The sequence below is a fragment of the Demequina pilifera genome (assembly GCF_048814985.1).
GTDB lineage: Bacteria > Actinomycetota > Actinomycetes > Actinomycetales > Demequinaceae > Demequina.
Genome location: NZ_JBMDTW010000001.1, coordinates 40,896 through 62,494 on the forward strand (window position 1 = coordinate 40,896; position 21,599 = coordinate 62,494).

The following is a 21,599-nucleotide window of genomic DNA, read 5'->3' on the forward strand; positions in this document are numbered from 1 at the left end:
CTATGGACAAGCATAGCGGCGTCGGCGTCGTTGACAAGACGGCAGCGATACTCGGCGCGCTCGAGCAGGGTCCCGCGACCCTCGCGGAACTCGTCAACTCCACCCACCTCGCCCGCCCCACGGTCCACCGCCTGGCCCTCGCCCTCGAGCACCACCACCTCGTGGGCCGCGACCCCAGCGGAGCGTTCATCCTGGGTCGCCGCTTCTCCGAGCTCGCCGCGACCGTCGGCGAAGACAGACTGGTCTCCGCCGCGCTTCCCGTCCTCACCACGCTGCGCGATCGCACGGGCGAGTCGAGCCAGCTCTACCGCCCCCACGGCGATCAACGCATCTGCATCGCAGCCGTCGACCGCCCCGTGGGGCTGCGCGACTCGATTCCCGTGGGAACCACCATGACGATGAGCGCCGGCTCGGCGGCCAAGGTGCTGCTCGCGTGGGACGAGCCCGGCCGCGTGCACCAGGCGCTCGCGCACGCGAACTTCACGGCAGCGGACCTCGCCCAGGTGCGCGAGGCGGGCCACGCCGAGAGCGCGGGCGAGCGCGAGGCCGGCGTCTCCTCGGTCTCCGCCCCCGTGTGGGGCACGGGCGGGACCGTCATCGCGGCGGTGTCGATCTCCGGCCCGATCGAGAGGCTCACGGGCCATCCCGCCGCAGCCCACGCATCGGCAGTGATGGACGCCGCGCGACAGCTCAGCGACGTGCTGCGCCGCACGGATCACTAAGTCATCGGCCACTCGACATTCGGCCCCCAGACCGGCCGATGCGCGGGCCTGCAGGCGCGATCACGCACCTGCGCGAACACTTGGGAAAAGTACCTGGCAGATGACCTATTCTCAAATGTGAGCGCTCAGATTCGTGCGCATCGAAACGTTTCTTGCTAGGATCCTGATGCATGTACCGAATCGTTTCGATTGACGGCGGTGCGGAGGCAGATACGGCCTCACAGAGAGCTCAAAGGAGAGCACAGTGAAAAGAACAGCGTTGCGAAGCGCCTCCGTCGCCCTGGCGACGGCGGCGGCCATCATGGTCGCGGGAGTGTCCCCGGCTAGCGCGGACGTCGCGAACGGCGATTTCGAGTCCGGAATCGATCCGTGGTTCACGACCTCAAACCTCACCCCCAGCGCCACCGTCGAGTCGGGCGCCCTGTGCGTTGACGTTCCCGGCGGCACCGCCAACCCGTGGGACGCGATTGTCGGTCAGAACGGTGTCAACCTTGCTGCGGGCGAGTACGTCTTCGGTTTCGAGGCGTCTGCCTCAGCCGGATCGCCGACCGCTGTGGGGCTCGTGCAGTTGCCGAATGACCCCTACACACAGTTCGCGAACGTGACGGAGCCCCTCACCGACGAACTGCAGCGATACGAAGTGGCATTCACGCTCGAGGAGGACATGACTGACCTCCAGACCGCATTCCAGGTGGGCGGCGCGAGCGACCCGTGGACGTTCTGCGTGGACAACGTCTCCGTGGCGTCTGCGGGCACGGAGTACCTGAGCAATACCGACTTTGTCGACGGATCCGAGCCTTGGTGGACGACAGAGAACGTCACCGACTCGGCGGTGACCGACGGCGTGTGGTGCATCGGCATCCCGGGAGGCACATCCAACCCCTGGGACGTGATCGTGGGCTACAACGACGTCGGTTCGCTCGACCCAGACACCGGCCAGTACGTGCTGCCCGCCGGCGACTACTCGTTGAGCTTCACGGGCACCGGAACGGGACCCGTGCGGGCGATCGTCGGCGACAACGGCGCGCCCTATGGCACCTATGGGGAGCTCATTCAGAGCGCCCCCAACGGCACCTACTCGACCAGCTTCTCGCTCGACGAGCCCACGCCCTCGACCCCCGAGGCCCCCAACCTCCAGGTCGCGTTCCAGCTGGGCGGCTCCGCTCAGCCGTGGACGTTCTGCCTGGACGAGGCCTCGCTCCTGGGCGGCGGCACTGTCGAGGCATATGAGCCCGAGACCGGTCCGCGCGTGCGGGTCAACCAGGTCGGCTACCTCTCCCACGGCCCCAAGGAGGCCACGCTCGTCACCGACGAGACGGATCCGGTGGCCTGGGAACTGCACGACAGCGCCGATGCAGTCGTCGCCTCCGGTTCGACCGAGCCGATGGGCGTGGACGAGTCCGCAGGGCTGAACGTACACGGCATCGACTTCTCGGACATCACGGCGGCCGGCAGTTACACCCTCGTCTCGGACGGCGAGACGTCGTACGAGTTCGAGATCGGCACCGACGCGTACGACCAACTTCGCTACGACTCCCTGAACTACTTCTATCTCGCCCGCTCGGGAATCGAGATCGAGGCGGGCATCGTGGGCGAGGACTACGCACGGGCCGCTGGCCACGTCTCCTCCCCTGCAGACGGCGTGGCGAACAAGGGCGACCTCGACGTGCCATGCCAGAACGCGACCGACGTGGCCGCGGTCTACACGGACAGCTACGGCTGGGACGCGTGCGACTACACGCTGGACGTGGTGGGCGGCTGGTACGACGCTGGCGACCACGGCAAGTACGTGGTGAACGGCGGCATCTCGACGGCGCAGCTCCTCGGCACCTACGAGCGCACCACGACCGCCGCGGCGACTGAGGCTGGCGCTCTTGGCGACAGCACGCTCAACCTGCCCGAGACCGGAAACGACGTGCCGGACGTGCTCGATGAGGCCCGCTGGCAGCTCGAGTTCATGACCGCGATGCAGGTCCCGGAGGGTGCGCAGTTCGAGGGAATGGTCCACCACAAGATTCACGACGACGGCTGGACCGGCCTTCCCTTGATGCCGGTCAACGACTCCCAGGTGCGCGAGCTGCACCGCCCCTCCACGGCAGCGACGCTCAACGTCGCCGCCACGGCGGCGCAGGGAGCGCGACTGTTCGCGGATTACGACGCGGAGTTCGCGGACGAGTTGCTCGCTGCGGCAGAGTCGACGTGGGAGGCGGCGCTCGGTACACCCGATCTGTACGCCCCGGCAGCTGACGGCGCGGACGGCGGCGGTCCTTACAACGACGACGACGTGACGGACGAGTTCTATTGGGCCGCGGCCGAGCTGTTCCTGACGACCGGCGAGGACGAGTACGAGGACTTCCTGCTCGCGTCGCCGGTGCACGAGGCCGACTCGTTCCCCACGGGAGGCTTCAGCTGGGACGCTCTCGATGCGATCGCCAAGATGAACCTCGCGACTGTGGAAAGCGACTTCTCCGACCGCGGCGAGGTGCGCGCTCAGGTCGTCGCGGGTGCGGACGGCATCCTCGCAGTACAGGAGGCCCAGGAGTTCGGACTGGCGCTGCCGGACGACGGTTTCGTGTGGGGCTCCAACGCCTCGGTGCTCAACAACCAGGTGGTGTTGGGCACGGCATTCGACCTCACCGGCAATCGCGAATACGCCGACTCCGCCATCGAGTCGATGGATTACCTGTTGGGTCGCAACGCGCTCAACTGGTCCTACGTCACGGACTACGGCACGGTCACCAGCCAGAACCAGCACTCGCGCTGGTTCGCGAACCAGCTCAACGCCGAGCTCCCCAACCCGCCTGCGGGTTCGGTTGCGGGCGGCCCCAACACCACCACCAGCACGTGGGATCCCACGTTTGCTGCCCTGTACCCCAACCAGGACTGCGCTCCGCAGCGGTGCTACGTCGACCACATTCAATCGTGGGCGACCAACGAGATCACCGTAAACTGGAACTCGGCGCTGAGCTGGGTGGCGTCGTGGATGGCGGACGTCGACCAGGCGGACGGCATCGGCTACCCCTCGTTCTCGGACGTGGACGTGTCACTCGAGCACTACGAGCACATCATGTGGATGTCGCAGCAGGGCATCTCCAATGGTTGGGCAGACGGCACGTTCCGTCCGTTCAACAACGCGACCCGTGACGCGATCGCCGCGTTCCTGTTCCGGTGGCAGGACGGTGAGCCGGTGGAGCCCGGCGACGACCTGCCGAGCGACGTGACTGAGTCGCTGGAGCACTACGAGGACATCGTCTGGCTTCTCGAGTCGGGCTACGCGCAGGGCTGGGACGACGGCTCCTTCCGTCCGTTCTCGAATGTCACGCGTGACGCGATGGCGGCGTTCCTGTTCCGGATCATGGGAGACGACGAGTACACGGCTCCCCTGGTGCCCACGTTCCCGGACGTTCTGCCGACCTCGGAGCACTACGAGGCCATCGAATGGGCCGCAGAGCAAGGCATCGTCGAGGGCTGGTCGGACGGCACCTTCCGTCCGTTCGAGCCGATCACCCGCGATGCGATAGCGGCGTTCCTCCACCGCGCATCCGAGAGCTAACTTAAGCACCACAGCGGCGCCCGCTCCCGAGGACATCTCGGGGGCGGGCGCCGTTGCGTGTGAAGAGCCGATGCGCTGGCTCGCTCGACCCGCACGCGACAGTCGGGACTTAGGTCCGTCACTACCCAACGCCCCAAGGTGTATACCGGGGATATGGACGCCGTCGTCGTATACGAGTCGCTGTGGGGCAATACCGCCGCCATCGCGCGGGCCATTGCGCGGGGACTCGGGAACGGCGCCGTCGCACTCCCCACGGACAAGGCCACCCCGGCGGTTCTCGCGCACGCGCGACTCGTGGTGGCGGGCGCCCCTGTTCACGCGATGAACCTTCCGACCGAGGCCTCGCGCAAGTCCGCGATGGCAAAGACCTACGGTCGACCCGGCCTGCATGCCGATGTCAGCCACCCCTCGATCCGACAGTGGCTCGAGGATCTTGGTCCCTCGAGCGTTCACTGCGCGGCCTTCGAGACCGGCATCCGCGGCCCGCTCGGACATGGAGCGGCGCGAGCGATCCTGGCCCGGCTGGGCTCCCTGGGGTACGTGCCCCTCGACGAGCCGCACACCTTCACCGTCGCGCTCGTCACCGGCTCCGCGGAGCCGGGGGCCCTCCTGCTCGGCGGCCAAGAGGAGAAGGCCATGCATTGGGGGGAGCACCTCGCGAGGTCTTTGGCCGCGTCTCAAAATGACGGGGTCCCGGCACCCACCAGTCGTGGGGCGACACGCGCCGACAAGCCGCATCCCGGGCAGTGACCTACCCTGACGGCATGCCTTCGCAGCCGCGCCCCATCGTCGTGTTCGACGGCGACTGCGGCCTGTGCAATGGCTTCGTGGCGTGGTTGATCAGGCGCGACGGCGACCGGCGATTCCTCATCGCGGGCAGCGACGGCCCCGTGGGGCGCGCGGCGCTCAGCGCCATGGGGTTGCCACCCGAGGTGGCGGCCTCGACGCTTGTGGTGGCGACGGCGCGGGGTCCCCAGTTACGGTCCGATGCGGTCGCCGCGGTGGCGGCAGGCCTCGGCTGGCCGTGGCGCGCGGCCGCTGCGATGAGGGCCCTCCCGCGCGGCATACGCGACACGGTGTATCGGTTCGTGGCGGCGAGGCGTCCCCGGCGTCCCGCCGAGGACCCGTCGTGCGGCACTCCCCCGCGCGCACTCGTCGATCAGTGGCGGGCGCGACTCGCGACCCTCGACGACGTCGCGGAGCTTACGGGAGCGGGCAACGCTCCATGCTGAGTCCGCGAATGACGGCCCTCAATTCGACCAAGGACAGGTCCCCAAGCGGCAGACGGCCGTCGGACGTCAGGCAGTGGCGCGCGGCCAGGTCAGAGGCGTGCACGGAGTCCGTAGCGGCATGAGCGCTCCCCGATGCCCGCCACTCCGCTTCGACGGCGTGGCGGGTAATTTCGAACGCCCATGCCCGAAAGTCGTCCTCGTCTCCCTCGAAGCGATGGATCTCGCGCGCCATCCGCAGAAAAGTCTCGGGGAGAAGGTCGTCGTCAGACGAGTCGACGCTCGAGCCGCGGACGTACGCGTGCAAGGGGCCGTGGAGGTCTCGATAGATCGAGACCCAGGCCCATACGGAGCCCTTGCGGGCTGCCGCGAGGGCACCAGAAAAATATTGTCCGAGGACCATGATCGCGCTCCACCGTCCCTGTCGCAAAGATCGCGGCACGGGGAGGGGTGGTCGTGCAGGACCGGGTGCAGCCGCTGCACGGAAAAGCCTCACAAGAACTGTGAGTAGAAAAGAAAAGTAGCCCCGACGGGATTCGAACCCGCGCTACCGCCGTGAGAGGGCGGCGTGCTAGGCCGCTACACAACGGGGCCCTAGCCATCCACCAACCAGCGGCGGACGCGAGTCACGATGATAGCCCATGTTTGGGCCGTCGCGCCAATCGCGTCTGTGCACCCCTGTCGACCCGCTCTGAGCCACCTCGATTGCCCACGCGACCGTGCCCCGGCACGCACGCACGATGCCCAGCCCCACGACCGCCGCCGCTCCCGCGGGGGACCCCTCCCCCGCATCGGCCCCGCTCCTCTTGCCCGGCAAGTGTCCGTTATGTAAACTTGAGCCCATCAGACTCAAGTTCGAGTTCACGCAGTGTCACACCAGGAGGTTCGCCATGAGTAGCAACGAGCAGTCCCCTCAAACGGAACAACAGCCGAGCGCCCTCGAGCAGTTCGGCCAGGACTTCACGGCTCTCGCCGAGTCGGGAGCGCTTGACCCCGTCATCGGCCGCGACGAAGAGATTCGACGCGTCATGCAGGTGCTCACGCGCCGTACCAAGAACAACGCCGTCCTCATCGGCGAGCCCGGCGTGGGCAAGACCGCGATAGTCGAGGGCCTCGCTCAGCGCATCGTCGCCGGCGACGTCCCGTCCTCGCTCAAGGACCGGCGCGTGATCGAGATCGCCATGAGCTCCGTCGTCGCGGGCGCGGCCTATCGCGGGCAGTTCGAGGAGCGACTCAAGGCCATCCTCACCGAGGTCGAGCAGGCCGAGGGCCGCATCCTGCTGTTCGTCGACGAGCTCCACACCATCGTGGGGGCCGGCAAGGCGGACGGCAGCGTCGACGCGGGCAACATCCTCAAGCCGATGCTCGCCCGCGGCAAGCTGCGCATGATCGGCGCCACCACGCTCGGCGAGTACCGCGAGCACATCGAGACCGACTCCGCGCTCGAACGGCGCTTCCAGCCCGTCTACGTGGGCGAGCCGTCCATCGAGGACACGGTCGCGATCCTGCGCGGCCTCCAGGAGAAGTACGAGGTCCACCACGGGGTGAAGATCACCGACGAGGCGATCGTCGCCTCCGCCCGGCTGTCGGACCGCTACATCTCCGACCGATTCCTCCCCGACAAGGCCGTCGACCTCATCGACGAGGCCACCAGCGCCCTGAAGATGCAGCTCGACTCGATGCCGATCGAGCTCGACCGCGCGCGCCGGCGCATCATGCAGCTCGAGATCGAGCGCACGCAGGTGGCGAAGGACAAGTCCCCCGCCGCACGTGCCCGTCGCGACGAGATCGATGACGACATCGCGCGCCTGAAGGCCGAGTCGGACGAGCTCAATATGCGCTGGGCGCGCGAGAAGGACCTCATCGTGCGCGTCTCCTCCGCGACCGAGCGTCTCGAGTCGTTGCGCGGAGACCTGGAGCGCGCCGAGCGCTACGGTGAGCTCGAGCGCGCCGGCCGCATCCGCTACGGGGAGATCCCTGCGGCGGACAAGGAGATGGCCGATGCGCGGGCTGAGTTGGAGTCGATCGCCCCCGAGGAGCGCATGCTCCGTGAGGAGGTGACCGGCGAGGACATCGCCAGCGTCGTGGCGAAGTGGACGGGCGTGCCGGTGGAGAAGCTGCTGACCGACGAATCGTCCAAGCTCGGCCAGCTGGAGGACCGCCTTCACGAACGCGTGGTCGGCCAGCACCGGGCGATCGCGAGCGTCGCCGATGCGATCAGGCGGGCCCGCGCGGGGCTCGCGGACGAGCACCGGCCCATCGGCTCGTTCCTCTTTCTGGGCCCCACGGGTGTGGGCAAGACCGAGCTGGCGCGAGCCCTCGCCGAGCAGCTGTTCGACGATGAGCGCGCGATGGTCCGCATCGACATGTCGGAGTACATGGAGAGCCACGCGGTGAGCCGCCTCATAGGTGCGCCTCCCGGCTACGTAGGCTACGACCAGGGCGGTCAGCTCACCGAGGCGGTGCGCCGCCGTCCGTACAGCATCGTGCTGTTCGACGAGGTCGAGAAGGCCCACCCGGACGTGTGGAACGTGCTGCTGCAGGTGCTCGATGACGGTCGACTTACGGACGGCCGCGGACGCACGGTGAACTTCGCGAACACCATCCTCATCATGACGTCGAACCTCGGCAGCGACATCGTCCTGGGATGGGACGGCGTCCACCGGGACGCTCTCGAGGCAGACCTCCACGCGGTGCTCCGCAAGGCCTTCCGACCCGAGTTCCTCAACCGTCTGGACGACGTGGTGATCTTCGACCGCATCGACCCCTCCGCGATGGGCGACATCGTCGAGACGGAGCTCGCGAAGGCCGTCGCACGGATCGCATCGCAGAAGGACATCGCGCTCACCGTCACCGACGCCCTGCGCGAATCGCTCGCACGCGACGGCTTCGACCCCGCCTTCGGCGCGCGGCCCCTGCGCCGGCTGATTCAGACCCGCGTGCTGAACGCTCTCGCCAAGGAGATCGTGGACGGCACCGTCGGCGAAGGCGACCAGGTGCGCGCGGACTGGGATGGCGACCAGGTGGTGCTGATGTCCGCGTAGACGGGCGGCGCCGTCTCGTCCCGTTGCCGCCGCCGCCCACCGGGTCTAGCCTGGAAGTGGTCCCCCTGAGTCAAGGGAGGTGCGCCATGCCGCGCACGTATGTAGTGACCGGAGCCGCCTCGGGCATTGGAGAGTCGACGGCTCAATTGCTGAAGGATCGCGGGCACACAGTGATCGGTGTGGACCTGCACGATGCGGACATCACCGCGGATCTCACCAGCGCCGACGACCGCGAGGGGCTGGCCGAAGCCGTCAAGGAGCGCGCGGGCGGCGGCGTCGACGCGATCGTCGCTGTCGCGGGGCTCGCACTGCCCGTTGCCGCCACCGTGGCCGTGAACTACTTCGGCATGATCGCCACACTCGAGAACCTGCGACCGTTGCTCGCCGAGTCCCCCGCCCCGCGCGCGGTCGGAGTGGGGTCGATGGCGAGCCTGATGGACCACGACACCGAGCTCGTGGACCACATGCTGGCGGGCGACGAACCCGCGGCCATGGCGCGGGCCGAGACCCTCGCAGCGGACGAGCAGACCGGACAGCTCATCTACGCGTCCACCAAGGTCGCGTTCGCCCGCTGGATCCGGCGCAACGCCGCCGCCGACGAGTGGGCCGGGGCATCGATCCCGCTCAACGCGGTCGCGCCCGGGGTGATTCTCACGCCCATGGTCGAGCCCATTCTCGCGACAGAGGAGGGCCGTGAGCAGATCGCCAAGGGCGTGCCCATGCCGCTGAACGGCTTCGCGGAGCCCATCGCGGTCGCCACGCTGCTCGCCTGGCTCGCCGGGGAGGAGAACACTCACCTGTGCGGACAGGTGGTGTACGTCGACGGCGGTTCCGACGTGGTCATCCGCGGAGATTCGATCTGGTGACTCACCCGGAAACGAGAAAAGGCCCGCCGTAGCGGGCCTTTTCTTCTGGCTGGGGTACCAGGACTCGAACCTAGACTAAATGAACCAGAATCACTCGTGCTGCCAATTACACCATACCCCAACGGCCCCGACCGGGGCCGAGACAAAGCCGAGCAAGAAGCCCGGCCGACGAACCACTCTACCGTGCCCGGGCCGCCGGACAAAACTGACCTCGCATGCACGCGCGTCAGTCCCAGTACACGTCCGCGAGGCTCTCACCCTCGACGATCCCGGCCCCGATGAGAGCGTTGCAGGCGGGCCCCAGTGCATCCATGACGTTCGCCAGCTCCTCCGTGGTTCCCCACGGATTCTTCACCCCTGCGCTGATGGTCACGGGGCCGCAGGCGATGGCGTCCGTGCGCGTCAGGTAGCTGTCCCGGTCGAGCGAGGCGGCCTCGTCCCCTACCCGCACCGCCACCGCTCCCCCGCCGTCGGTGAGCCCCACCGCCTGCGCGAACGACTCCTCCGACCCCGTCACGACAGGCACCCACACCGCCCGTTCCTGCACCACTGCGGCGACCGCCTCCACCGCCTCGCTCCACGGGCCGGCCTCGCCTGCGATCGCCCCTTCCTGGCGCAGCAGCGAGATCGCGTGCGTGACCTGCGCGGGGTGCTGCTCGACCCACACCTGCTCGGCGACGGTGGTGAGGAACCGCTCGTCCTCGCGGGCAGACGCCACCGCGCGCTCCAGCGCCTCGTCATCGAGCGTCGACACCGAGGTGCGCGGCGGCATGGTGCACGCTGAGCCGCCGCGAGTGCGCTCGGCCATCGCCGCCCCTCCCCTCCCCAGGTAGAGATCGGGTTGGCGCAGAAGAGGGACGGGCGCGTCGGGGTGAGCCGTCGAGGGCTCGAGCCCGAGGAACTGCGCCACGGTCTCCAGCGAATCGGCGTGATCCACGATCCTCACCTCGTAGGGGAACCCGCGCTCCTCCATGCACTCCACCAGGACGTTGCGATCGAGCCACTCTTGGTAGACCACGGCCGTGATTCTCGCGGCTGTGGCCGCGCGGTCGTCGGGTTCGGGAACGGGGTCGGGCCCCCGGTCGGGCCACGCGAGGGCAGCGCCCATGGCGACGAACGCGAGCGCGGCACCGGTCAGGAGCGCCGCCCGGACGCGGCGCCTCGACGTCGCGCCGTCCCGATCCGGCCGTTCACGCGGGGCGTGCGGGTCTTCGACGACCACGTACTCCTGAGTCACCTCTCACCCCGCCTCTTCGCGCCCTCAAAAAGACGATACGCCGACGGGCCGAGAGTCGCTGGCGCTAGGTCTCGCGGACGGGGGTGGTCCCCGCGTACACGTCCAGCAGCGCCGGATACACCTCATCGATGTCGTAGTGCGCGTCGAAGTACGCGCGCTGCTGGTCCTTGCAGTCCTCCAGCTCGCGGTCGTTCATCGTCAGCACGCGAGTGATGAGCGCCGCGAGAGCGTCGCTGTCGTGCGGCGGGACGAGGTAGTCCGAGGCGAGCTCACCCATCGTGCTCGCGTAGCCCACGTTGGCGTAGCCCACGCACACCGCCCTCCGGCTCATCGCCTCGAGCAGCACGATCCCGAACGTCTCGCCATACAGGGTGGGGAACACCGCGAGGTCGGCCTCGTCGTACAGCGCGGACTTCTCCTCATTCACTGCGCCGACGAACTCCACGTCGAGCCCGGCCTCCTTCACCGCCTCGTGAGCCGCCTCCCATTCGCGCCCGTCGCCGGCGATCGTGACGCGCGCCTGCGACACGAGTTCGCGGGGTCGGACCTTCGACAGCGCGTCGATGAACTGCAGCACGCCCTTGCGCTCCTGTAGTCGGCCCAGGAAGAGCACCCGCCGTGGCTGGCCAGAGCGAGGCGGCGCGACGGTGGCCGGCGCCGGGATGCCGATGGGGATGTGCACGCTCGTGCGCCCCAGGTACTTCTCGCTGTAGTGAGCCGTGGGAGTTCCGGTGTCCACCACCGCGTCGAGCCGGCGGATGCTGCGCCGCTGCACCGCAGCGAGCACCCGGTTGGCCGCGATGCGCACCTTGTGCTCCTCGACGTACACATGAAGGGTCGCCACGGCCCGCGGCCGTCTGCCCGTGCGGCGCTCCAGATGCCGCAGCTGCCGGATGACCACGCCGGACACCAGCGGCGAGAAGGGGTACTGGAAGTGCACGACGTCGAAGTCGCCTCGTTCGAGCTCGTCGCGAACGATCGCGCGAGACGCCGCGCCCGGGAAGACCGAGACCCCGCCATTGGGAGCGAAGAACGGCACCTCGACGCCTTTGGCGATCTCGACCACGCGGATGCGCGGATCGATGTCGCGCTGGGGCACGTCCGCGTTAGCCGAGTGCAGCACCGTGACGTCGTGGCCCCGGTCGATGAGCCACACGGCCAGGTCGAGGACGTAGTACTGGACCCCCGCGGGACGGTAGATGCTCTCGTCCGCGACAAAGCAGATCCGCATCAGGCGACCGCCACCGGGTGCAGGGGTATGCGGGGTCCGTTCGTCCTCATGCCCTCACCGTATCCGGCGCCGCAGGGCCTCCGCCGCGACACTCGATGAGGCATGGGGTCAGTCCGCGGCCGCCGCTTCGCACGCGGACCGCAACGAGGATGCGTCGAACGGCCCGTCGGCGCCGACGCTCACGGTGATCTCGCCGCACGACTGGTCCCAGTTGCGATTCCACGAGTTGGCGAGATCCGCGTCCTGGCCGGACACCCGCACGATGATCACGTCTCCCTCGACGCCGAGCCCCGCAGCGTGCGCGTACTGGTCCGTCGCGTCGCTCGCGATCAGGACCCACTGGTCGTCAAGAGTCGCAGTGACGCGTTCGAGCCGCTCGCTCCATCGGCGCTGCGCCGCAGGGTCCATCGTGGTCTCCTCGAACACGTCCTGCACCCTCGCCACGGCCAGCGCGACGGGAGCGGGGTTCTCGGCCAGCCATGCGTACTCCGCGAGCGCGTCCAGAAAGGCCTGGTCGGATCGTGCCTCGTCCACGAGGGATTCGTTGTCCGACCCGCCTGGCCGCTGCAGCGCGGGCGCATCGGGCAGGCAGCTGTCCGGGGAGCCCGGCTCGGTGAGGCGCCGCGCCGGTGGTGAGCTCGGCCCGCCGGGGCCGTGCTCCGCCGCCCACCGCAGGTCCGGGCTGGGAAGAGAGACGTCGTCGGTCGCCGCCTCGACACCGAGAAACCCCGCGACCCTCGGCACCCGATCGAGCTCGTAGCGCAGGAACGGTTCGCGGGGGAAGCCGGCCTCAGTGAAGCAGTCCGCGACGTGGCGCCAGCGCAGCCAGTCGTAATAGAGCAGCGCCGTCTCCTGAGCGGCGGTGGGCCCGGCGCCATCCGTCACGGACGGGGTGGGGGTGGGGGCCGGATCCGGGGCCTCCTCGCCCTCGTCCTGCAGCACCCACCACACGATCGCCGCGATCACGGCGAGCGCCAGCACCACCACGGCCGCGACCGCCGCCGCACGCTTGAACCCGTGCGCCGAGAGTCGCGACACGCGTGAACGGCGCGGCGGCTCGACGTCGATGCTCATAGGTTCACCGTAGTGACGCGAGCACCTCGTCCAGTCCAGCGACGGTCACCACTCGCCCGGCGAGGGGCCGCGACTCCTCCGCCGTACCCCGACGCGCACCCGGGCGGTCAAGCCATACCCCGGTGAGGCCCGCATCGGCCGCAGCGCCGGCATCGATGTCCGGCTCGTCGCCTACGTAGGCGACCTCACCCGGCTCGAGGCCCAACCGGTGCACTCCCTCGAGAAAGACGCGGGAATCGGGCTTTCCCACGCCGAACAGATCGACTCCGACGAACACGTCTACGCGCTCGAGACCGCATGCCGCGAGCTTGAGCCGCTGATAGCCCGACTCGGCATTGGTCACGGCTCCGTACGGGATGCCGGCCCCGTCAAGCGAGTCGAGGAAGGGGACGGCGTCCTCGAATGCGCGCCATCCCTCGCGGAAGTACGTCTCGAAGCCCTGGTCCCAGATGTCATAGGCGTCGTCGTCCATGGGATCGCCGCCGAACTCGGCGTGCAGCTCGTTCGCGCGCCGCTGACGCTGCTCGCGGTGGGTCAGCTCGCCGCGCGTGTGGGCCCGGTACCAGCCGGAGCCGTCGGCGCGCCAGAACTGCACCAGCTCCTCAGGGTCGATCCCGTCAGCCAGGTGCTCCTCGGCCACGCGCACCAACGCGTGCCGGAACGCGCCGCGCGTGTCGACGAGGGTGTCGTCGACGTCCAGCAGCAGGCCGCGGATCATGCGGCCCCCTGCGCCGTCGTCCATGCGTCGCGCGTGAGCTCCATGTCCATCCATTTCTCGCCGTCCTCCAGCCGTCGCCCCGTCTCCACGAAGCCCGCACTCTCGTAGGCACGCACTGCTCGAGGGTTGCGCGCGAGCACATCGAGGGTGACCTGCGTGAGGCCGATGCTCGTGAAGGCGTGCGCCACGACCAGGCGGGTCGCCTCGGTGCCGAGGCCGCGGCCGAACCACGCGGGACCGCGCAATGAGATGCGGAAGTTCGCGCTCATCGCAGTCCCGAGCGGGCCCGATCTCGGCTCGTTGAGCACCGCCTCCCCCGCCCACTCGCCAGTCGCATTGTCGATGATCGAGAGATCGAGACGCTCGGGAGCATCGGCGCGAGACGCCACCCACGCGTCGATCTGGTCTCGATCGAACGTGGCTGTGGTCGCTGTCAGCTCGCGACCCACCGGGTCGCTCAGCATCTCCCACACCGCGTCCGCGTCGTCAGCACGGTACGGGCGAAGCGTGACGCGTTCGCCCACAAGGGTGGGCTTGGCCCACACGCCCAGCCTCACGGCCGGATCGGCCCCGCGCTCGCCCACGTCCCTACAGCGTCGAGCGCAGCCGGCGCAGTCGGGCCAGTGCGTGGTCCTTCCCGAGGATCTCCATGGACTCGAACAGCGGCGGCGACACGAGCCGGCCGGTGATCGCGACGCGCAGGGGGCCGTACGCGAAGCGCGGCTTGATCCCCATCTGCTCCACGAGCACGGCCTGCAACGCCTCCTGCTGCGCCTGCGCCCCGAACTCCTCGAGCCCCTCGATCACGCCGATCGCGGCGTCGAGCACCTCGGCGGCGTTCTCCGGAAGCTTGCCGAGGGCGGCCTCGTCGTGCGGCAGCTCATCGTCGCCGACGAAGAGGAACCCGAGCATGCCGGCCGCCTCCCCGAGCAGCGTCATGCGGGTCTGCACCAGCGGCGCGGCCTCGGCGAGGATCTGCTCCTCGTGGGGCTGGAGCTCGCGGGTGTCCGCGGTGGAGACGTGGCCGCTGGCGTGCAGGTACGGCACCAGGCGGGACACGAAATCCCCCACGGGCAGCATGCGGATGTGCTCCGCGTTGATCGCCTCCGCCTTCTTGAGGTCGAACCGCGCGGGGTTGGGGTTGACGTCGCGGATGTCGAACGCCGCCACCAACTCGTCGGGCGTGAACACGTCGCGATCGGGGCCGATGCTCCAGCCCAGCAGCGACAGATAGTTCAGCAGCCCCTCGCGGGTGAAGCCGCGGTCGCGGTGCAGGAACAGGTTGGACTCGGGCGCTCGCTTGGACAGCTTCTTGTTGCCCTCTCCCGTGACCATGGGCATGTGCCCGAACTCGGGCACGCGCTCGGCGACGCCCAGCGCCACCATCGCCCGGTGCAGCACGATCTGGCGCGGCGTCGAGGACAGCAGGTCCTCTCCCCGCAGCACGTGGGTGATGCGCATCAGAGCGTCGTCCACCGGGTTGACCAGCGTGTACAGCGGCTGACCGTTGCCGCGCACGATCACGAAGTCGGGGATGCTGCCCGCGGGGAACGTGACGTCGCCGCGGATCAGGTCCGTGAAGGTGATGTCCTCGTCGGGCATGCGGACGCGGATCACGGGCACCCGGCCCTCGGCGCGGTACGCGGCCTTCTGCTCTTCGGTGAGGTCGCGGTCGAAGCCGTCGTAGCCCCGCTTGGGGTCCCGCCCGGCCGCGCGATGGCGCTCCTCGACCTCCTCGGGCGTCGAGAAGGACTCGTAGGCGTAGCCGCCCTCGACGAGCCTGCGCGCCACGTCCATGTGCATCGCGTGCCGCTCGGACTGGCGGTACGGCGCATACGGGCCGCCCACCTCAGGCCCCTCGTCCCACGTCAGCCCGAGCCAGCGCAGCGCATCGAGCAGCTGCTCGTACGACTCCTGGGAGTCGCGCTCCGCGTCAGTGTCCTCGATGCGGAACACGAACGTGCCGCCGTGACGGCGCGCGTGCGCCCAGTTGAACAGCGCAGTGCGGATGAGCCCCACGTGAGGCGTGCCCGTCGGTGACGGGCAGAACCGGACCCTGACCGCATCGGCTGTCGTATCGCCGGTCGCCTGAATCGTCGTCTCCGTCATCGCCGGATCACCGGGTTGCGCAGCACCCCGAGCCCCTCGATCTCGATCTCGACGATGTCGGCGTGATTGAGCTTGGTCACTCCCGAGGGGGTGCCGGTGAGGATGACGTCGCCCGGCAGCAGGGTCGTCACCTCGGAGACCATCGCCACGGCCTGCGCGATGTTGCGGATCATGTCGCGAGTGTTGCCGCTCTGCGCGGTCTCACCGTTGATGCGCGAGGTGATCTCCGCGCTGTCCGTCGCAAGGTCGGTCTCGATCCACGGGCCGAGCGGCAGCGACGTGTCGAACGCCTTGGCGCGGAACCACTGGTCCTCGGCGCGCTGCGAGTCGCGGGCGGTGACGTCGTTCGCGCAGGTGTAGCCGTAGATGAAGTCCTCGGCGCGCTCCGCGGTGACGTCCTTGCACACGCGGCCGATCACGACGGCGAGCTCCGCCTCGAGCTGGACGTCGTCGCTGTAGTGCGGCAGCACGATGGGATCGTCCGGGCCGATCACGGCGGTGTTGGGCTTGAGGAAGACGATCGGCACCTCGGAGGCCGGACCGCGGTGAGGAATCTCCTTGGCATGGGCCTCGTAGTTCTTGCCCAGGCAGATCGCCTTGGAGCGAGGGATCACCGGCGCGAGCAGCCGCACGTCGTCGGTGAGCGGGATGCGCTCGTCCGTCACCTCCCCCGGCGTGTACATGGGGTCCCCAGTGAGGACCACCAGCTCTTCCTTGCCTGGCTCGCCGTCGACCACCGCGTAGCGCGGCTCGCCTCCGGTCGTGAATCTCGCGATACGCATGTTCTCCAGCCTAGCCGGGCGTCGCCGCGCCGCACGCGCGGCGCGGTCGCACCGGCCGATGCGGTCGCTGGGTCTGCGTACGATGCGGAGTATGCACACGGCCGATGCGATCGACCCGGCAGGGACGGACGCGCGGCGGCTGCGGATCGACGGCCTGGACGTGGCGCGCGCCCTCGCGATCCTGGGGATGGTCGGCTCGCATACGGGCGACGAGGGCATCCGCGGTGCGGACAGCGACGGCTGGGCGTGGCTGGCGGTGACGCACGGGCACCCATCGGCGCTGTTCGCGGTCTTGGCCGGGGTCTCGATGAGCCTGATGGTCACGCGACGCGGCACGGTTCCCGTCGCCGCGCTCCCCCGCGCCGACCTGTCCCAGACCCGCGTGCGCATCGCGGTGCGCGCGATGATCCTGATCATCCTCGGGTTCTTCATGTCCGCGCTCGGCACACCTGTGGCCGTGATCCTCGGAAACCTGGGGGTGATGTTCCTGCTGGCGCTGCCCATGCTGCGGTGGAGACCCGGGGTGCTGCTCGCGGGCGCGGCGGTGTTCGCGGCCGGCGGCGGTTGGCTCGCGAGAGCGGTGACCGAGGCGGGCGCGGGCGCGTGGCCAGTCGTCGGGGCGCTGTGGTCGGAGCACTACCCCGCCCTGGCCTGGATGGCGTACATCATGGTGGGGCTCGCGATCGGGCGAATGGATCTGCGCTCGTACGCTCGAGCGCTGTCGCTGGTGGCCGTCGGGGTGGTGATCGCTGCGGCCGCGTGGCTCGCGGGGTGGGCGCTGCGCACCGGGTCCGACGCCTCGGAGGCCACCATCGAGGGCTGGCTCACCGACGAGGACCACTCGTACACGCCCGTCGAGATGGGCCTCAACATCGGCGTCGCGTGCGCCGTCATCGGGCTGGCCCTGCTCGTGGCGTCGCGCTGGCCGCGAGCGCTGTGGCCCCTCAGCGCAACCGGATCGATGGCCCTCACGCTGTATGTAGCGCACCTGTTCGTCATCGCGTTCGTCGGCCCCGAGATGGTGTGGGAGCCCTCGAACGTCTCGTTCATCGCCCTCGCGCTGGGCCTGATCGCGTTCGCGTGCGCGTGGCGTGCGGCGGTGGGGCAAGGTCCGCTTGAACGGATGCTGACGTCCGCATCGACGGCCGTGGCGACGCCGCGACGCTAGCTCCCGGCGCGCGAAGCGCGTTCCGTCCCCCTACGCTCTCCACATGGCTTCATCCCGCGACGACGTCGTCGAGTGGTTGCTCGACGGCGATCCGGCGATCCGCTGGCAGGTTCTGCGCGACCTCGTGGGCGCCGACCCCGAGTCCGTCGCCACCGAGCGCGCCCGTGTTGCCCGCGAGGGCTGGGGCGTGCGGCTGCTCGACCTCCAGTGGGACGACGGCAGTTGGGACGGCGGCGCGTGCTTCCCGAACCCGGTGTCCGAGACCGCGTACGAGCGCGAAGGCCAGCCGTGGACCGCGACCTATCCCACTTTGTCGCTGCTGATCGAGCTCGGCGTCGATCCTGCCGATCCCCGGGGCGCCGACGCCTTCAACCGCGCGGGAGACGGCGTGCGCTGGGAGGAGGGCGGCCAAGCGCTGTTCGACGGGGAGGTCGAGCCGTGCATCAATGGCCGCACGGTCGCGATCGCCACCTACGCCGGGCGCGACGCCTCGCCCATCGTTGAACGTCTGCTCGCTGAACGACTGACCGACGGAGGGTGGAACTGCGAGGCTCCCCACGCATCGGCCGTCTCGAGCTTCGACACCACCGTCAACGTGCTCGAGGGCATGGCCGCGTATGCGGCCGCAGGCGGGCGCGTTCCCGTGGACGCCGCGTTGCGCGGGGGCGAGGAGTACCTGCTGGAGAGGCGCATGTTCAGGCGGCGCTCGACCGGCGAGGTCGCCAACCCCGGCTACGTGCGCCTCGCCTTCCCGTCGCAGTGGCACTACGACATCCTGCGCGGCCTCGACCACCTGCGCGTCGCCGGCAGGGCGCCCGATGCGCGTGCGGCCGAGGCGATCGACCTGCTCCGCTCCAAGCGGCGCGAGGACGGGCGCTGGGACCTGGACCGCGTCCATGCGGGACGGGTGCACTTCTCTCTCGAATCCGCCGGCGAACCGAGCCGGTGGATCACCCTTCGTGCGCTGCGCGTGCTGGACTGGTGGGACGCGCGCTGACAGGTGTCGCGGGCCGCGCCGCCGCCAGCCAAGCGCGCGGCGATGCGCCCACGCGCTGCGTGAAGGCGCGGGTGAACGCCGCCGGCGTCGAGTAGCCCGCGTCCATCGCGGCACGGCTCACGGACGCGCCTGCGAGCAAGTCGTCCTGCGCCACCGTGACGCGCCACTCCGTCAAGTACTCCATGGGCGTCTGGCCCACCACACGCGCAAAGCGCGCAGCGAATGCGCTACGGGAGTGCGCGCACGCCGTGGCCATCGACGCGACGGTCCAGGCGCGGCCCGGGTTCGTGTGCACCGCGATCAGCGCAGGGGCGAGGGCCGGGTCGGCGAGACCGGCCAGCATCCCGGGAGGCAGCGCGACGCCGTCCGGGTGGTCGAGCATCCATCGGAACAACTGGATCAGCACCACCTCGAACAGCCGGTCCGCCACGAGCCGGCGCCCACACTGGACCGCATCGATCTCCCGGAACAGCAGATCGAGTGTCGACGAGAGCGTCCCCACCGCGTCGAGCGGGAGCACCACCACATCGGGCAGCGCGCGCAGCAGCGGGTGGGAGCCACCCCCGTGCACCTCGATGGCAGCGCACGCGAAGTCGTTGTCGCCCCGTTCGGGCGTGCGGAAGCTGTGCTCGAGCGGGCGCGGGTAGAAGACCAGGCTGGGAGCCGTGACGGTCTGTGTGAATGTGCGCCCAGACTCGGTGCGATGCCCGATGCTCAGGTCGCCCTCGCGCAGCACGTGGAGGAATCCGCGCCCAGGTCGCGCATCGAATGTGGTGAGTCCGCACAGGTCCCCGGTGTGGAACAGCCGGGTGGTCACGCGAAAGCGCTCGAGCACCGGGGTGAGGCGATCCGTGGAGTCCATGAGCCCATCATGCCGGACGATCAGACAATTTTCTAGGACTCAAAGAGTCGAATCGTCCACATCGGTCGAGACAGACTCGCTCATGACGGTCGCGCGAACCCGAGCGCGACCCCAACCGAAGGAGACACCATGACGCACGTCGACCTCATCTCGCACGAGACGGCCACCGGTCCCGCCGGCGATACCCTGCAGCGCATTGACAGCGCGTTCGGCACCGTGCCGGCCATGTTCCAGGCCGTGGCGAACTCCCCCGCCGCCCTCAACAGCATGTGGGGATCGTTCGGCGCGCTCTCGCAGGGGACCCTGGGCGCCGCCATCGGCGAGCAGATCGCGGTGGCAGTCGCCAACCGCAATTCGTGCGAGTACTGCCTGGCCGCGCACACAGCGCTCGGCCGCAAGGCAGACGTGAGCGTAGAGGTGCTGGCGGATGCGCAGGAGGGCCGCTCGGACGATCCGCGCATCGAGGCGCTGCTCCAGTTCGCGCTCGCGGTGGTCGACGAACGCGGCCACATCACCGCCGCGCAGCTCGCGGCCGTGCGCCGTCACGGGTGGAGCGACGAGGCGATCGTTGAGACCATGGCACATGTGGCTCTCAATCTGTTCACCAACTACGTCAACGTTGCGCTCGACGTGCCGGTCGACTTCCCGGCAGTGAGCCTGCGTCACGCTGCATGATGCGCGATCGCGCGGCCCATGCCGGGGCGGGAGGCCACGTCTCCCGCCCTGGCGCGGCCGCATCGGCCGGCGAGCCCGCCTCGCAGATGGCTGAGCACTGGAGCGATCCGCGCGAGGAGATCGAGATCTCCGTGCTCATGGCCAACGGTCGCCTCGCGCCACGCCGCTTCGCCTCCCGTGCGGAGGCGCACGCGTGGGCGCACGAGGACGAAGGAGAGCGCGTGGTCGAGGTCAACGCGATCTGCGACTGCGATTCCTGAGGTCGCGCCGGCACTGAGACAATGGGCACCATGCCTATCGCCGCCCCTGATCACGCCGCTGTTCGCGACGTGCTGCTTGCCGCCGGGGAGTGGCGCGAGCGCGCGTCGGCGCACCGCGACCGGGCCGATGCGATGACCGCAGAGCACCGCGCCCGCCGGGACCGTGGCGAGCGCCACGCGATCGAGGACTTCCTGTTCGAGTACTACTCGACCAAGCCTGGGCGCCTGCGCCGATGGCACCCCGGCATCGGCGTGGCTATGGCCGACGCCGAGGAGCATGCCGGCTGGCGCTGGTACAGGACGGACGGCTCGGTCACGTCACTGGACGTCGAGGCGTTCCGCGCAGAGAGGGGCGAGGCCGCGCGCCACATTCGGCGCCTGCTGGCCGCGACGGCCGGCCGCTCCCCGGTGCTCGGCTGCTTTGGGATGCACGAGTGGGCGATGGTCTATGGCGCCTCGGACGCCGCGCGTCGTCACGGACTGCCGCTGCGCCTGGGCCGCGACGGCACCGACGCCGTGGTCGAGTCGCACCCGCTGCAGTGCACGCACTTCGACGCGTTCCGGTTCTTCACGGCCGATGCGGCGCCACGCAACGCGCACGCGCTGACGCGCGCCGGGCAGGTCGACTCGGAACAGCCCGGCTGCCTTCACGCGACCATGGATCTGTACAAGTGGAGCCTCAAGCTCGAGCCGGCGGTCCCGGGCGACTTGGTGCTCGACTGCTTCGAGCTCGCGCGCGATGTGAGGCGCGTGGACATGCAGGCATCTCCGTACGACATCAGCTCGTACGGGCTGGCCGCGATCCCCGTCGAGACGCCCGAGGGCAAGAGCGAGTACGCGGCCCGTCAACGCGAGTTCGCGGCGAGGGCTGCGCCGTTGCGTGCGCACCTGATCGAGATCTGCGACCAGATCCTCCAGGCCTGACCCCTCCCCGCTCCCCGCGGCCTTCTAGGCAAGTCATGTACATGTGTGGCGGTGAGCGAGCGCCCTGTAGGCAAGCCATGACTCATCGCGCGGGATCACTCCGCACCGGGGGGGGGGGGGGGGGGGGGGGGGGGGGGGGGGGGGGGGG

Annotated in this window: 20 protein-coding genes and 2 tRNA genes; 11 read left to right on the forward strand and 11 right to left on the reverse strand. The window is 69.4% G+C overall.

All coding sequences use genetic code 11. The features are described 5' to 3' along the window. Window positions 1-2: 2 nt before the first annotated feature. The 4 genes from ACNI14_RS00140 to ACNI14_RS00155 all read left to right on the forward strand — a co-directional run bounded on the left by ACNI14_RS00140 (window position 3) and on the right by ACNI14_RS00155 (window position 5,507). The gene (locus ACNI14_RS00140) at window positions 3-722 is read left to right on the forward strand and encodes an IclR family transcriptional regulator (RefSeq protein WP_420517895.1); all 720 of its coding nucleotides are present in this window, start codon (window positions 3-5) and stop codon (window positions 720-722) included. A 244-nt stretch (window positions 723-966) separates the two neighbouring features. Beyond that, entirely contained in the window at window positions 967-4,275 is a 3,309-nt protein-coding gene (locus ACNI14_RS00145; protein ID WP_420517896.1) for a glycoside hydrolase family 9 protein, read from the forward strand. A 153-nt stretch (window positions 4,276-4,428) separates the two neighbouring features. Beyond that, on the forward strand, window positions 4,429-5,025 hold the full coding sequence (locus ACNI14_RS00150; protein WP_420517897.1) for a hypothetical protein: 597 nt from the start codon (window positions 4,429-4,431) through the stop codon (window positions 5,023-5,025). Window positions 5,026-5,039: 14 nt separating this feature from the next. Next, entirely contained in the window at window positions 5,040-5,507 is a 468-nt protein-coding gene (locus tag ACNI14_RS00155) for a thiol-disulfide oxidoreductase DCC family protein (protein ID WP_420517898.1), read from the forward strand. Here ACNI14_RS00155 and ACNI14_RS00160 read toward each other — a convergent pair. Beyond that, window positions 5,479-5,907, reverse strand: a complete 429-nt coding sequence (locus tag ACNI14_RS00160) for a sigma factor (RefSeq protein ID WP_420517899.1) — start codon at window positions 5,905-5,907, stop codon at window positions 5,479-5,481. The two genes, ACNI14_RS00155 and ACNI14_RS00160, sit on opposite strands and share 29 nt — an antisense overlap. A 118-nt stretch (window positions 5,908-6,025) precedes the next feature. After that, window positions 6,026-6,098: transfer RNA gene (locus ACNI14_RS00165), tRNA-Glu, on the reverse strand. 296 nt (window positions 6,099-6,394) lie between these two features. Here ACNI14_RS00165 and ACNI14_RS00170 point away from each other — a divergent pair. Then, window positions 6,395-8,548, forward strand: coding sequence for an ATP-dependent Clp protease ATP-binding subunit (locus ACNI14_RS00170; RefSeq protein WP_420517900.1), 2,154 nt, complete (start codon window positions 6,395-6,397; stop codon window positions 8,546-8,548). Between the two features lie 86 nt (window positions 8,549-8,634). Further along, on the forward strand, window positions 8,635-9,414 hold the full coding sequence (locus ACNI14_RS00175) for an SDR family oxidoreductase (protein WP_420517901.1): 780 nt from the start codon (window positions 8,635-8,637) through the stop codon (window positions 9,412-9,414). A 46-nt stretch (window positions 9,415-9,460) separates the two neighbouring features. Here ACNI14_RS00175 and ACNI14_RS00180 read toward each other — a convergent pair. The 8 genes from ACNI14_RS00180 to ACNI14_RS00215 form a co-directional block, all read right to left on the reverse strand. Further along, window positions 9,461-9,535 (reverse strand) — tRNA-Gln (locus ACNI14_RS00180). 105 nt (window positions 9,536-9,640) lie between these two features. Beyond that, the gene (locus ACNI14_RS00185) at window positions 9,641-10,651 is read right to left on the reverse strand and encodes a hypothetical protein (protein ID WP_420517902.1); all 1,011 of its coding nucleotides are present in this window, start codon (window positions 10,649-10,651) and stop codon (window positions 9,641-9,643) included. A gap of 64 nt (window positions 10,652-10,715) precedes the next feature. Then, a complete protein-coding gene (locus tag ACNI14_RS00190; protein WP_420517903.1) occupies window positions 10,716-11,882 on the reverse strand; it encodes a glycosyltransferase family 4 protein in 1,167 nt (388 codons plus the stop codon). Window positions 11,883-11,990: 108 nt separating this feature from the next. Next, window positions 11,991-12,956 carry a hypothetical protein gene (locus ACNI14_RS00195; RefSeq protein ID WP_420517904.1) on the reverse strand — a complete coding sequence of 322 codons (966 nt, stop codon included), beginning with the start codon at window positions 12,954-12,956 and terminating at the stop codon, window positions 11,991-11,993. A 4-nt stretch (window positions 12,957-12,960) separates the two neighbouring features. Then, on the reverse strand, window positions 12,961-13,698 hold the full coding sequence (locus ACNI14_RS00200; protein ID WP_420517905.1) for an HAD family hydrolase: 738 nt from the start codon (window positions 13,696-13,698) through the stop codon (window positions 12,961-12,963). Next, window positions 13,671-14,258 carry a GNAT family N-acetyltransferase gene (locus ACNI14_RS00205; RefSeq protein WP_420517906.1) on the reverse strand — a complete coding sequence of 196 codons (588 nt, stop codon included), beginning with the start codon at window positions 14,256-14,258 and terminating at the stop codon, window positions 13,671-13,673. The genes ACNI14_RS00200 and ACNI14_RS00205 overlap by 28 nt, the downstream gene beginning before the upstream one ends. A 4-nt stretch (window positions 14,259-14,262) precedes the next feature. Continuing rightward, window positions 14,263-15,783, reverse strand: coding sequence for a glutamate--tRNA ligase (gltX, locus tag ACNI14_RS00210; protein WP_420517907.1), 1,521 nt, complete (start codon window positions 15,781-15,783; stop codon window positions 14,263-14,265). Beyond that, window positions 15,780-16,565, reverse strand: a complete 786-nt coding sequence (locus ACNI14_RS00215) for a fumarylacetoacetate hydrolase family protein (protein ID WP_420517908.1) — start codon at window positions 16,563-16,565, stop codon at window positions 15,780-15,782. The genes gltX and ACNI14_RS00215 overlap by 4 nt, the downstream gene beginning before the upstream one ends. 91 nt (window positions 16,566-16,656) lie before the next feature. Here ACNI14_RS00215 and ACNI14_RS00220 point away from each other — a divergent pair, with 91 nt between their 5' ends. Next, on the forward strand, window positions 16,657-17,733 hold the full coding sequence (locus ACNI14_RS00220; RefSeq protein ID WP_420517909.1) for a heparan-alpha-glucosaminide N-acetyltransferase domain-containing protein: 1,077 nt from the start codon (window positions 16,657-16,659) through the stop codon (window positions 17,731-17,733). A gap of 43 nt (window positions 17,734-17,776) precedes the next feature. After that, window positions 17,777-18,730, forward strand: coding sequence for a hypothetical protein (locus ACNI14_RS00225; RefSeq protein WP_420517910.1), 954 nt, complete (start codon window positions 17,777-17,779; stop codon window positions 18,728-18,730). Here ACNI14_RS00225 and ACNI14_RS00230 read toward each other — a convergent pair. Continuing rightward, complete coding sequence (locus ACNI14_RS00230) at window positions 18,684-19,592, reverse strand: AraC family transcriptional regulator (RefSeq protein WP_420517911.1); 909 nt, start codon at window positions 19,590-19,592, stop codon at window positions 18,684-18,686. The two genes, ACNI14_RS00225 and ACNI14_RS00230, sit on opposite strands and share 47 nt — an antisense overlap. 129 nt (window positions 19,593-19,721) lie before the next feature. On the opposite strand from ACNI14_RS00230, the gene ACNI14_RS00235 reads away from it, so the two are divergent. Genes ACNI14_RS00235 through ACNI14_RS00245 form a run of 3 tightly spaced genes read left to right on the forward strand, consistent with a single transcriptional unit; the run spans window position 19,722 to window position 21,451 of the window. Then, window positions 19,722-20,267 (forward strand): carboxymuconolactone decarboxylase family protein, encoded by a 546-nt coding sequence (locus tag ACNI14_RS00235; RefSeq protein ID WP_420517912.1) that lies wholly within the window; start codon window positions 19,722-19,724, stop codon window positions 20,265-20,267. Beyond that, complete coding sequence (locus tag ACNI14_RS00240) at window positions 20,264-20,527, forward strand: hypothetical protein (protein ID WP_420517913.1); 264 nt, start codon at window positions 20,264-20,266, stop codon at window positions 20,525-20,527. The genes ACNI14_RS00235 and ACNI14_RS00240 overlap by 4 nt, the downstream gene beginning before the upstream one ends. A gap of 21 nt (window positions 20,528-20,548) precedes the next feature. Next, window positions 20,549-21,451 (forward strand): 3-methyladenine DNA glycosylase, encoded by a 903-nt coding sequence (locus ACNI14_RS00245; RefSeq protein ID WP_420517914.1) that lies wholly within the window; start codon window positions 20,549-20,551, stop codon window positions 21,449-21,451. The last annotated feature ends 148 nt before the right edge of the window (window positions 21,452-21,599 follow it).